Raw genomic sequence first — 11,552 nt, 5'->3', positions numbered from 1 at the left:
GTCGGTGTTGCCGCCGCCCGCCAGACTCACCCGCGCCAGCGCGTCGGGGTTGAGCGGCGATTCCGCGCTTCTGGCGTTGACCAGCACCACCTCCATCGGCACGCTGGTGTCCTCGAACAGGCGCGGATTGATGTGCACGATCTGGGTCGACAGCAGCATGCCATGCAGCGCCGCCGAAGCCAGCATGGCAAGCGCCATGCGCGTGCCTTGTCTGGAGGGCTTGGCGAGAGAAGGAGGCGGAGCGGCGGACACCATGCAAACGGAAAATGAGGGGAAATCCGATTCTACGGAAGGGCGACGCCGCTGTCAGGCGGCGTATCCAGGGTCTCCCGATACTCGGCGTGGAAGCTGATGTCGAGCAGATCGATGTCCGAAATCGCCAGCCGCACTTTAGCCCCCGGCGTGATGCCGGCCACCGACGGCGCGCGCGTCACCATCGGCAAGTTGTCGAAGCGCACCAGGTCCTCGCGGATCACGCTGGCGGTCACCTCGCTCACGTTTTCCTGGAGCAGCCAGCGCAGCATCCAGTAGCGTTCCAGGCGGCGCTGGAAGTCGTTGTAGGCGTCGTAGGCCAGCTCGAATTCGCGCACCACCGAAAACAGCTGTTCGCTGCGCGGCGGATACACCGGGTCGGTCTGCTGCGCCAGCGCAATCAGCTGGCGCTGGTTGACCAGGTCGACGTAGCGCCGCAACGGCGAGGTCGACCACGCGTACTGGTCGACGCCGAGGCCCTGATGCGGATCGGGCGCGGTCGTCATGCGCGTCTTGCCGTTCGCCTGCGCGCGGTAAATGCCGGGCACCCGTTTCTCCGCCAGCCAGCCACCCCAGTGCGTATTGGCAAAAATCATCAGCTCCGACACCACCTTGTCGATCGGGCTGCCGCGCTTGCGCGGCACGATGTCGATGCGTTCGCCGTCGAGCTTGAAACTGTAATCGACGCGGTCGACCGCGTCGGTCTTGCCGCGCCCGGCTTCCAGCACGGCGGCGAAGTCCCACAGCCAGACCAGTTCGCGGCGGTAGGGATAATCCGCGCCGGCGGGGTTGCCGAGGGTGTCGGCGTTGAATTGAACTTCGAGCGTCTCGTGGCGCAGGTTGTCGGCGATGTGCACCATTTCCACCCGGGTTTCGGTGCCGAGCACGCGCAGGTCGGGCGCCACGTCGACGTACAGCGACAGCGCCGGGCAGTCGTGCGCCTCGCCCAGCGTGTAATGGTGGATCAGCGCCTCCGGCAGCATGGTGATCTTGTCGCCGGGGTAATACACGGTCGACAGCCGTTCGCGCGCCACCCGGTCGAGTTCCGAGCCGGGCGCGATGCCGAGCGCCGGCGCGGCGATGTGGATGCCGACGCGGACACTGCCGTCGCCGCGCCACTCCACCGACAATGCGTCGTCGATTTCGGTGGTCGCCTCGTCGTCCATCGAGAACGCGCGCACGTGGCTGCGCGGGAGTTCAGGTGGATCGATGGGTTCGGCCACCGGCGCAAAGCCGGTGCCGCGCGGAAAGTACTCCAGCAGGAAGCTCGCCAGATGGAAGTCGAGCGTCGACGGGATCGCGCCGCAGCGCTCGATCAGCCGCAGCTGCGACAATCCCGCAGCCGTCGCCGCGTCTTCCAGCGCCTTGTATTCCAGCGTGTTCTTGTCCGGCGCGATGAGGATGCGCGGGAGCAGCGAGATGTATTCGGGCGGCAGCCGGAAGGCCGCCAGTTCCGCCGCCAGATGCGCCTGCCTTTCCGCCGCCAGCCGCTTCTTCTCCAGCCCGGCCTTGGCCGCCGCCAGCGTCTCGGCCGGCGCCGGCCGGTAGCGGCCACGGCCCTTCTTGTGGAAGTGGATCGGCGAGGCGTGCAGCTTTTGCAGCAGCGCCACCGATTCCGCCGGCCGCGGCGCGTGGCCGTAATACTCCTGCGCCAGCTGTTCGAAGCCGAATTCGTCGCTGCCCGCCGCCTCCCACAGGAAGTCGGCGTCGAGTTCGCCGCTCAGCGTCTCGGCTTCGCCCATCACCTCGGCAGGGGCCGGCGCGGCAAAGCGCAACAGGATGTTGGCTGCCTTGATCTTGCTGCGCTTGCCGGATGCGGTTTCCACCTGTGCCGTGGCGTCGGTTTCGGACAGGATGGAGCCGGCCTTGAAATGGCCGTCCTCTTCAAAAATGAGGTACATGAAGAATCAGAAATCCAGAATGGTTTGGAAGTGGCGCTCGAACCCGGTGAAGCCGTGGTTGCCGCCGTCCTCGATGATTTGTGTGGCGCCCGCGTAATAGGCGACGGCGTCGCGGTAGTCGATGACCTCGTCGCCGCTCTGCGTCAGCAGCAGATAGCGTTCGGGCTGCGTGATGGTGGGCACGTCGAGCGCGGCGAGTTCGGCCAGGTGCGCCGCGGTGAACTGCCACGTCTCGCCGCTGTGCCAGTTCTTCTGCGGGCCGAGCGCGCCGCGCATCAGGATGTGCGCGTGCACCGCCGGGTTCACCAGCACCGCCTTCCAGCCGTGCTTTTCCGCCAGATACGTGGCGTAGAAGCCGCCCAGCGAACTGCCGACCAGGGTGACCGGGCCAGGCCGGCGCGGCACCAGTTCCGTTTCAATCAGGGCGATGGCTTCGCGCGGGCTGTTGGGCAGCGCCGGGCAATAGTAGTCGGCTGCCCGGCCGATAGCCGCCATGTGCTCGCCGAGCTGGCGGGCCTTGCCGGACGCGGGGGAGGAGTTGAATCCGTGGAGGTAGGCGATCATCGCCGGGATTTTACCGGGGTGGGGGAGATTCCAGAAATCGGGATTGCGCGGTCATTGGGGCGCGCGGCGAGGAGGCAATCCGGTCTGCACGCATAGAAAAAATGCTTGCAGAAGCGTGCCTCCTCAGCGCGAATGGTGGTGAGGGCAACGCCCTGCAATTACCCCCAGCTTACGCATACCCCCCATACCGATGCATCGGCGTCAGCACGATGTCCTCGTGATAGTGATGGCGCAGCGTGTCCAGCAGCTTGGCGTGGATGCCGCCGAAGCCGCCGTTGCTCATCATCAGCACGTGGTCGCCGGGGCGGGTGTCTTGCAGCAACTGGCCGACGAGTTTGTCGAGGTTGTCGAACACGCGCGCCTTGGCCCCCAGCGGCGCCAGCACTTCGGCGGCGTCCCAGCCGAGGGTGGCGGCGTAGCAGTAGACCTGGTCGGCGTCGCTGAGGCTGGCGGGCAGTTGCGCTTTCATCACGCCGAGTTTCATGGTGTTGGAGCGCGGCTCCAGCACGGCGAGGATGCGTGCGTGGCCGACCTTGCGGCGCAGGCCTTCGATGGTGGTGGCGATGGCGGTGGGGTGGTGGGCGAAATCGTCGTAGACGGTGATGCCGTGGACCGCGCCGCGGATTTCCATGCGGCGCTTGACGTTCTCGAAGCGGCTCAGGGCGTCGATCGCGGCGGCGGCGGGAACGCCGGCGTGGCGCGCGGCGGCGATGGCGGCGAGCGCGTTCATGCGGTTGTGCTCGCCCAGCAGCTCCCAGTTCACCCGGCCCTGCCGGGCACTGTTGAAGAATACGTCGAAGCTGCCCTGGGCATCAGCCTCGCCGGCGGTCCAGCCGCCGCTGCTGCCGAAGCGTTCCACCGGGGTCCACAGGCCGCGCTCGAACACGCGCTCGAGGCTCGCTTCGCGGCCGTTGGCGACGATGAGGCCGTTGCCGGGCACGGTGCGCACCAGGTGGTGGAACTGGGTTTCGATGGCGGCGAGGTCGGGGAAGATGTCGGCGTGGTCGAATTCGAGGTTGTTGAGGATGACGCTGCGCGGGCGGTAGTGGATGAACTTGGAGCGCTTGTCGAAGAAGGCGGTGTCGTACTCGTCGGCCTCGATGACGAAGAAGGGGCTGTCGGTCAGCCGCGCGGAGACGCTGAAATTCTGCGGAATGCCGCCGATCAGAAAGCCCGGGCGCATGCGCGCGTCGTCGAGGATCCACGCCAGCATCGCGGAGGTGGTGGTCTTGCCGTGGGTGCCCGCCACCGCCAGCACCCATTTGTCCTGCAGCACGTTGTCGGCCAGCCACTGCGGGCCGGAGGTGTAGGGCAGGCCGCGTTCGAGGATGGCCTCCAGCAGCGGATTGCCGCGGGTGACGACGTTGCCGACGACGAAAACGTCGGCCTTGAGGTCGGCCTGGCTGGCATCAAAGCCTTCGATGAGGTCGATGCCGAGGGCGCGCAGCTGGTCGGACATCGGCGGGTAGACGTTGGCGTCGCAGCCGGTGACGGTGTGGCCGGCTGCGCGCGCGATGGCGGCGATGCCGCCCATGAAGGTGCCACAGATGCCGAGAATGTGAATGTGCATGGTTTTAAGGGGCAAGGTTCAAGAGGTGGAGTGCGGTGGATTATCCCACGGCGACGGCGCGTGCCTGCTGGATCAGGTGGGTCAGCAGGGCGCGCAGCTTGGCAGGGCGCAGCGGCTTGTGCAGCAGCGGGAAACCGGCGCGGCCGATGCGCAGGATGGTGTCGGGTGCGGTGTCGCCGGTGACCACGATGGCCGGGATGTCGCGGCCGAATTTTTGCCGCAGGCGGGCGATGACCTCGATGCCGTCGCTGTCGTCGGGCAGGCGGTAGTCCGACACGATCACGTCGGGTACGCGGCCGATGCTGTCGAGCCATTGCACCGCTTCGGCGGCGCTGTGGGCGGTGACCAGATCGATGTTCCAGTTGTCGAACAGTTCGGCCATGCCGCGCAGGATCGCGCTTTCGTCGTCCACCAGCAGCACCAGCGCATCGGCGGGGATTTGCCCGGGCACGCCGACGGCGGCGGGCGGCTGGATCAGGCGGGCGTCGCCGCACGGCACGTCGAGGCTGAACGTCGAGCCGTGGCCGGGGCGCGAGCGCAGATCCACCCGGTGTCCCAGCAGCCGTCCCAGGCGCGACACGATGGCGAGCCCGAGCCCCAGCCCTTTGCTGCGGTCGCGTGCCGGATTGTGCAGCTGCACGAATTCGTGGAACACGCTTTCCTGCTGCTCGGGCGGGATGCCGCGGCCGGTGTCGACCACGCTGATGCGCACCATGCGGCCGCGGCGCCGGCAGCCTACCAGGATGCCGCCGTCGTCGGTATAGCGGATGGCGTTGGCGATCAGATTGGCCAGAATCCGCTCGATCAGCAGTGGGTCGCTGTAGAGGGTGGCGCCGCACGGGCGGAAACGCAGGTGCAGCTGCTTTTCCGCCGCTACCGCGCTGAACCGATGGTTGAGATCGAGCAGCATTTTCTGCAGCGGGAAATGCACCCGGTGCGTTTCGATGGCACCGGCGTCCAGCCGCGAAATGTCCAGCAGCGCATTGAACAGCAGTTCCATCGCCGCGGTGGACGCTGCAATGTTGTCGATCAGGGTTTGCGCTTCCGGCGGCTGGTTGCGCATTTTCAATGCCGCGACAAACAGCGACAGCGCGTGCAGCGGCTGCCGCAGGTCGTGGCTGGCGGCAGCGAAGAAACGCGATTTGGCCTGGTTGGCGCGCTCGGCCATCTCCTTTCTCGTGGCGAGATCGGCAGTGGCCTCGCGGATGCGTTTTTCCAGTTCGTCGCGGTGCGCCTGCAAGGCTTCGGCCATGTTGTCGATCCCGGCGGCCAGCATGCCGACCTCGCCTTGCGGCGGCAGCTGCGTGCGCACCGTGAGGTCGCCGCACGCCAGCCGCTCCGCCACATGCCCGACATGCCGCAGCTGCCCGGCCAGCCGGCTGGACAGCCGCCACGCCAGCGCGCCGGTGAGCGCCAGCGCCGCCAGCATCAGCAGTGCGGCATGGATCAGCGAATCGCGCCTGAAGGCGTCGATCTGGCCGAGCGATACGCCGACTTCAACCTGCCCCAGCAGGGCGCCAGCGGGCGCGGCGCGGGAGGCAGCCAGAGCGCCGCCGGACAAATCGACGGCAGGCAAACGAATCGCGGCATGTTGCCGGTGATGTTCATCCGGGCGGGCTGGGCGCAGGGGGGCGCCGGTGCTGGCGATGGGATTGCCGTGCACGTCGGCGACCCTGGCAAAGGACAGCTGGCTGTTGGCCGCCTCGATTTGGAGCAGACTATGCACCCGCGCCGCGTCTCCGCTTGCCAGCGCATCGGGCAAGGCGTCGGCCAGGTGGCGGGCCGCGCCGGCGGCGCGGGTGTGGAGGGCGTGTTCGGCGGTGGCGAGGGCCTCGGTGGTGAAGTGCGCCACCATCCCGAATTCGGCCAGCAGGGCGGGCAGCAGCGCAATGACCAGCAGCCGGCTGCGGATGCTGGCCGGCGACGAGCGCTGGAACAGGCGGCGCGAAAATTTCACGATGCGCTCAGGGCGCCTGCGGCAGACGTTGAATGGCGAGCACGGCCTCGGTCCGGTTGCTGACGTTGAAGACGCGGAAAATCGCCGCAATGTGCACTTTCACCGTGCTTTCCGACATCGCCAGCATGTCTGCGATGGCCTTGTTGGCGCAGCCTTGCGCCAGCAGACGCGCCACTTCAAGCTGGCGCGCGGTCAGTCCGCTGCGCTGCAGGGCATCGAAACCGGCGGCGGGCGCCGCCGGGTGCCGGCCGGCATGATGGTCGTCCAGGCCGGCCGGCACATAGAGGCCTCCCGACAGCACCTGCCGCAACGCGGCCAGCATGACCGCGGTAGGGGATGCCTTGGGGATGTAGCCGAGCGCGCCGGCTTCCAGCGCGTGGCGGATGTCGTGCGGGGATTCCGACGCCGACAATACCATCAGCGGAATATCCGGGAAGCGGTTGCGAAACTGCGTAATGCCCTGCGTTCCGACGAAGCCCGGCATGTTCAGGTCGACCAGCGCCAGATCGAGGTCGGGATGCAGGGCGGCGCACGCAAACAGGCTGGGATAGTCGTGGGCGTCGAGGATTTCGACCGGCGGCTCCAGTTGGGCCAGCACCTGCCGCACCCCCTCGCGCACCAGCGGGTGGTCGTCGGCCAAAAGGGTTTTCATAAGGGCGCTCCCTGCATGGCAGGAATTTTATTCCGTTTCCCGGCCGCGCGTGACTTTGCCGAGCCCTCGCCCTGTCGCGCCGCGGCACTGCCCGCGGCGCGACAGGGCGCCGCGCACGACCGGGAAACGGCCTGGCGGTTTGCCTATTTGCCGCGCACTTTGCGTATGCCTTCGTCGATCGCCGCTTCCAGATAGCCGAAGTAATAGTCGGGCGACAGCAGGCCGACGATGGCTTCGCTGGCGTCGGCGCCCTTGGTGTCGAACACTTTGACGGTTGGCACCAGGAATATCTTGTTGGCTGCGGCGAACGCGCCTTCGGACGTGGGGACGCCGTCGAACCCGGTCAGCGGGGTGGTGGTGCCGATGGTGACTTCGCGGATGATGACGCGGTTACGGTAAGCCGGATCCTTGTGCATCGGGATCAGATATTCGCGTTTGACGCGCTCGCAATACGAGCAGACCGGGCTGGTGAAGACCACCAGGATAGGCACCCCGCGTTTGGCCGCAATACGCGCGTCGGCCTGGAAGTTCTTTGCGTGAACCAGCCCGTCTGCCGCGCCGGCCGTGCCGGACAGCGTCATGCCCCATGCTAAAATCAAGGCCCAGACTGCAATCAGTCGAGTCATCGTTGTCGTCCCTGTTGTGGTGCGAACACATCGATATCATGCGTGTCGCGTCGCCATTTGCCAAATTAAATTGTTTACTTCTACCGCCATGCACACCCTGACCATCGCTTCCCGAGAAAGTGCCCTTGCCATGTGGCAGGCGGAGCATATCCGCGACCGCCTGCGGGCGCTGCATCCCGGCTGCGCCGTGAACATTCTGGGGATGACCACGCGCGGCGACCAGATTCTCGACGTCACCCTTTCAAAAATCGGCGGCAAGGGCCTGTTTGTCAAGGAGCTCGAAGTGGCGCTGGAAGCCGGGCAGGCCGACCTGGCCGTGCATTCGATGAAGGACGTGCCGATGGAGCTGCCGCCGGGATTCATGCTGGCAGTGATCGGCGAACGCGAAGACCCACGCGATGCCTTTGTGTCGAACCAGTACGAACGCCTGTCCGATCTGCCGCCCGGCAGCGTGGTCGGCACGTCCAGCCTGCGCCGCGAGGCGCAGCTGCGCGCGCGCTATCCGCACCTGAGCGTGAAGCCGCTGCGCGGCAACGTCGGCACCCGCCTGAAGAAGCTCGACGAAGGCCAGTTCGATGCGATCCTGCTGGCGGCCGCTGGCCTCAAGCGGCTCGGCCTGGGCGCGCGCATCAAGAGCCTGCTGTCCGTGGAGGACAGCATTCCGGCCGCCGGCCAGGGCGCGCTCGGCATCGAAATCCGCAGCGGCAACAGCGGCGTGGCGGCGATGCTCGCCGCGCTCAACCACCCTGAAACGGCGGCCTGCGTGCGCGCCGAACGCCAGGTCAGCCGCGTGCTGGGCGGCAGCTGCCAGGTGCCGCTGGGCGCGCACGCGGTCTTGCAGGACGGCCGCCTGGTGCTGAACGGCTTCGTGGCGAATCCGGACGGCAGCGGTTTCATCCACGATCGCGCCGAGGGCGACGCCGGCGATCCTGAAGCGGTCGGCCAAGCGCTCGCCGACAAGCTGTTGGCGCTGGGGGCGCGCGCCATCCTCGACGCTTTGCCTGCATGACGGGGCCGCTGGCGGGGCGCACCGTGCTTGTGACGCGGCCGGCCCATCAGGCCGCCGCGCTGGCACAGGCGATCCGGACGGCGGGCGGCGCGGCGTTCGAATTTCCCGCGCTCGCCATCGAGACGGTGCCGCTGGACGAGTTGGCCGCGCCGCTGGCGCAACTGGCCGCTGCCGATATCGCGATTTTCATCAGCCCCAATGCGGCCCAGTTCGGCATGGCGGCAATCCGCGCCGGCGGCGCGCTGCCGGCCGCGGCCCGGGTTTTTGCGGTGGGGCCGGGCACCCTGCGCGCGCTCACGGCGCAAGGCCTCGACGGCGTCGTCACGCCGGACGGCCAGGACAGCGAAGCGCTGCTGGCGCTGCCGCAGCTGAACGACGTCGCCGGCAAGCGGGTGGTGATCGTGCGCGGCGTCGGCGGCCGTGCATTGCTGACCGACACGCTGCGCGCACGCGGGGCGCAGGTGGATTTCCTGGAATGCTACCGGCGCGGGCGGCCACAGGCGGATGCCGCAGCGTTGCTGGCATGCTGGCAAGCCGGCGGAATCGACGCGGTGACCGTGACCAGCGCGGAGACGCTGCATAATTTGGCGGCACTGCTGGGCGCGCCGGGCGCGCCGCTGCTGCGGCATACCCCGCTTTTCGCCCCGCATGAGAAAATCGCCGAGGCGGCCCGCCGCTTCGGTATCGCCGACGTCATCGCCACGCCGGGTGGCGATGCCGGTCTGGTAGAGGGGCTGATCAACTGGTTCAGGGACAATCAATGAGCGACACACCCGAAACGTCTTCCGCGCTGCCCGCCGCCGCATTGCCTGCTGTGCCGCACGCGCGCATCCAGCCGCTGCCGCTGGTTGCCTTGCTGGTCGCGGTGCTGGCGCTGGCGGCGGCGGCCTGGTCGTGGTCCGACGGCCGCGAGCGCATCCGCGATCTGAAGACCGAACTGGGGCGCCGGCTGGCCGAGTCGGGCAAGGACGTGAGCGAAACCCGCCTGCTGGCGCGCAACGCCGACGACGCGATGCGGCAGGTCGGCGAAAAGGTCGCGCATATCGAAGGCCAGATGGCGACGTCGCAGCAGCAGCAGCTGGCGCTCGAAGCCCTGTACAAGGATCTGGCGCAGGGGCGCGACCAGTGGACGCTGGCGGAGATCGAGCAGGTGCTGCTTACCGCCGCGCAGCAATTGCAGCTGGCGGGCAATGTGAAGGCGGCGATCATCGCGCTGGAAGGCGCCGATACCCGGCTGCAGCGGGTGAACAAGCCGCAATTCACCGTGCTGCGCCGCGCCATCGCCGCCGACCTCGCCAACCTGCGCGCGGTGCCTTCGCTCGACGAGGTGGGCGCGAGCGCGCGTATCGAGGCGCTGGTGGCGCGTCATGCCGGCTGGCCGCTGGCGAGCGCGCAAGGCTCCGAGACAGCGCTTGCACCGCGCCGGGCCAGTGCGACGAACCTGGGCCAGGAATTGTGGACGGAGCTCAAGCGGATCGTGCAGATCCGCCGGCTGGAAAGCAACGAGGCGGTGCTGCTGCCGCCCGATCAGGCCTACTTCCTGCGCGAAAATCTGCGTCTGCGCCTGCTGTCGGCGCGGCTGGCTCTGCTGGCGCAGGATCAGGCAGGGTTCCAGGCCGACCTGCGCGCGGTGTCGGAGATGCTGGAGCGCTATTTCAATACGCGCGACGCCGGCGTCGCGGCCGCGCTCAAGGAGGTCAAGCGTCTGTCCGGCCTGCAGATCGCCATCCGGCTGCCCGGCATCGACGCCAGCCTGGCTGCGCTCGACGCCTACAAAGGGAATCACTGATGCGCTGGCTGATCTCGTTCCTCATCGTCGCGGTGCTGGCCGTCGCGCTGGCGATGGCCGGGCGCTACGACCCCGGTTATGTGGTGCTGGTGTACCCGCCGTGGCGGATGGAGATCTCCTTCATCAGCTTTGTGCTGATCGCGATCGGCCTGGTGGTGGGCGGCATCGTGTTGCTGCGGCTGGCCCTGCTGACCCTCAATTTGCCGCGCATCGTGCGCGAACAGCGCGAGCAGCGCGCAGCGAAAAAACGCGACGAAAATTTCGTCGGCGGCCTCAGGGCGTATGCCGAATACCGCTACCAGGACGCCGAACTGTCGCTGGGGCAATGGCAAGGCGACGACGCCCGGCGCGGGCTGGCCCGCGTGCTGGCCGCCCGCGCCGCCCAGGAAATGCGCGCCACGCCGCAGCGCGAGCGCCATCTCCAGGAAGCCTCCGAATACGGCGCCGAACTCGCGGCGCAGCTGTTTGAGGCCGAAGCCTGCCTCGACGCCAAGGACGCGGCGGCCGCGCTGGTGGCGATCAACCGGGCCAAGGAGATCGCGCCGCAGCACACCGCGCTGCTGCGCCTCGAACTCAAGGCGCGTCAGCTGACCGGACAGTGGGACGAGGTCGACCGCCTGCTCGACGCGCTGATGCGCAGCAATGCCATGGAGCCCGGCGTGGCCACCCAGAACCGCCGCATGGCCTATGCTGAAAATCTCAGGCGCCGTGCCGAAGACGACCGCGGCTTGCTGGAATACTGGAAGAAAATTCCAGCCGATTTCAAGGCCGATGCCTGGGTGGCGCGTGCCGCCGCCCGTGCCTTCATGCAGCGCAACGGCCACGACACCGCGCTCGACGTGCTGGAAGCCGCGCTCAACCGCGACTGGCACGAGGAACTGGTGGCGCTGTACGGCGAAGTGCGCGGCAGCAGCCCGACGCGGCAAATCGAACAGGCCGAGAAATGGCTGCATGCCCGACCGCGCGACGCCCAGTTGCTGCTGACGCTGGCGCAGTTGTGCAGTGTGCAGTCGCTGTGGGGCAAGGCGCAGAGCTATCTGGAAGCCAGCCTCGCCATCGCGGCCAGTGCCGAAGGCCATGTCCGCATGGCCGAACTCAAGACCCAGAGCGGTCAGCCGGGCGAAGCCTGCCAGCACTATCAAAAAGCGCTGGCGCTGTGCCGCGCGCAGTAAGCCGGCGACGCGCCCCGCGCGCGTAGCACGTTTGTGCGGGGATACGCCGCGGGACCGGGT

The 11,552-nt window shown here is 67.8% G+C and carries 10 protein-coding genes and 1 pseudogene; 4 read left to right on the top strand and 7 right to left on the bottom strand.

What is annotated here, in order from left to right; genetic code table 11:
• The 7 genes and pseudogenes from BGO62_RS01975 to BGO62_RS01945 form a co-directional block, all read right to left on the bottom strand.
• Positions 1 to 198 (bottom strand): annotated as a pseudogene (locus BGO62_RS01975) (energy transducer TonB); the annotation flags it as partial.
• A gap of 86 nt (positions 199 to 284) precedes the next feature.
• Entirely contained in the window at positions 285 to 2,153 is a 1,869-nt protein-coding gene (locus tag BGO62_RS01970) for an RNB domain-containing ribonuclease (RefSeq protein WP_296638899.1), read from the bottom strand.
• A gap of 6 nt (positions 2,154 to 2,159) precedes the next feature.
• Positions 2,160 to 2,717, bottom strand: a complete 558-nt coding sequence (locus BGO62_RS01965; protein ID WP_296638898.1) for a YqiA/YcfP family alpha/beta fold hydrolase — start codon at positions 2,715 to 2,717, stop codon at positions 2,160 to 2,162.
• Positions 2,718 to 2,886: 169 nt separating this feature from the next.
• The gene (gene mpl / locus BGO62_RS01960) at positions 2,887 to 4,287 is read right to left on the bottom strand and encodes a UDP-N-acetylmuramate:L-alanyl-gamma-D-glutamyl-meso-diaminopimelate ligase (RefSeq protein ID WP_296638897.1); all 1,401 of its coding nucleotides are present in this window, start codon (positions 4,285 to 4,287) and stop codon (positions 2,887 to 2,889) included.
• A gap of 40 nt (positions 4,288 to 4,327) precedes the next feature.
• Positions 4,328 to 6,244, bottom strand: a complete 1,917-nt coding sequence (locus BGO62_RS01955) for an ATP-binding protein (protein WP_296638896.1) — start codon at positions 6,242 to 6,244, stop codon at positions 4,328 to 4,330.
• Positions 6,245 to 6,251: 7 nt separating this feature from the next.
• Entirely contained in the window at positions 6,252 to 6,896 is a 645-nt protein-coding gene (locus tag BGO62_RS01950) for a response regulator transcription factor (protein WP_296638895.1), read from the bottom strand.
• A gap of 143 nt (positions 6,897 to 7,039) precedes the next feature.
• Entirely contained in the window at positions 7,040 to 7,522 is a 483-nt protein-coding gene (locus BGO62_RS01945; protein ID WP_296638894.1) for a thioredoxin family protein, read from the bottom strand.
• An 88-nt stretch (positions 7,523 to 7,610) separates the two neighbouring features.
• Between BGO62_RS01945 and hemC the strand changes: the two genes are divergently transcribed.
• Genes hemC through BGO62_RS01925 form a run of 4 tightly spaced genes read left to right on the top strand, consistent with a single transcriptional unit; the run spans position 7,611 to position 11,492 of the window.
• On the top strand, positions 7,611 to 8,531 hold the full coding sequence (gene hemC, locus BGO62_RS01940; protein ID WP_296638893.1) for a hydroxymethylbilane synthase: 921 nt from the start codon (positions 7,611 to 7,613) through the stop codon (positions 8,529 to 8,531).
• Positions 8,528 to 9,295: a uroporphyrinogen-III synthase gene (locus tag BGO62_RS01935; RefSeq protein ID WP_296638892.1), complete on the top strand. Its 768-nt coding sequence runs from the start codon at positions 8,528 to 8,530 to the stop codon at positions 9,293 to 9,295. The genes hemC and BGO62_RS01935 overlap by 4 nt, the downstream gene beginning before the upstream one ends.
• Positions 9,292 to 10,320, top strand: coding sequence for a uroporphyrinogen-III C-methyltransferase (locus tag BGO62_RS01930; RefSeq protein WP_296638891.1), 1,029 nt, complete (start codon positions 9,292 to 9,294; stop codon positions 10,318 to 10,320). Before BGO62_RS01935 ends, BGO62_RS01930 begins: the two co-directional genes overlap by 4 nt.
• A complete protein-coding gene (locus tag BGO62_RS01925) occupies positions 10,320 to 11,492 on the top strand; it encodes a heme biosynthesis HemY N-terminal domain-containing protein (RefSeq protein WP_296638890.1) in 1,173 nt (390 codons plus the stop codon). The genes BGO62_RS01930 and BGO62_RS01925 overlap by 1 nt, the downstream gene beginning before the upstream one ends.
• Positions 11,493 to 11,552 lie beyond the last annotated feature (60 nt).

It is taken from the genome of Thiobacillus sp. 65-1402, from assembly GCF_001897685.1.
Lineage (GTDB): Bacteria > Pseudomonadota > Gammaproteobacteria > Burkholderiales > Thiobacillaceae > Thiobacillus.
Note: the sequence above shows the minus strand (reverse complement) of the source record. Positions and strands in the feature narration are given on the sequence as shown.

Excerpts from the sequence above, each read along its gene's own strand:
- BGO62_RS01935 (WP_296638892.1), top strand. The coding sequence starts at position 8,528 with ATGACGGGGCCGCTGGCGGGGCGCACCGTGCTTGTGACGCGGCCGGCC.
- BGO62_RS01970 (WP_296638899.1), bottom strand. The coding sequence starts at position 2,153 with ATGTACCTCATTTTTGAAGAGGACGGCCATTTCAAGGCCGGCTCCATC.
- BGO62_RS01950 (WP_296638895.1), bottom strand. The coding sequence starts at position 6,896 with ATGAAAACCCTTTTGGCCGACGACCACCCGCTGGTGCGCGAGGGGGTG.
- BGO62_RS01930 (WP_296638891.1), top strand. The coding sequence starts at position 9,292 with ATGAGCGACACACCCGAAACGTCTTCCGCGCTGCCCGCCGCCGCATTG.
- hemC (WP_296638893.1), top strand. The coding sequence starts at position 7,611 with ATGCACACCCTGACCATCGCTTCCCGAGAAAGTGCCCTTGCCATGTGG.
- BGO62_RS01965 (WP_296638898.1), bottom strand. The coding sequence starts at position 2,717 with ATGATCGCCTACCTCCACGGATTCAACTCCTCCCCCGCGTCCGGCAAG.
- BGO62_RS01945 (WP_296638894.1), bottom strand. The coding sequence starts at position 7,522 with ATGACTCGACTGATTGCAGTCTGGGCCTTGATTTTAGCATGGGGCATG.
- mpl (WP_296638897.1), bottom strand. The coding sequence starts at position 4,287 with ATGCACATTCACATTCTCGGCATCTGTGGCACCTTCATGGGCGGCATC.
- BGO62_RS01925 (WP_296638890.1), top strand. The coding sequence starts at position 10,320 with ATGCGCTGGCTGATCTCGTTCCTCATCGTCGCGGTGCTGGCCGTCGCG.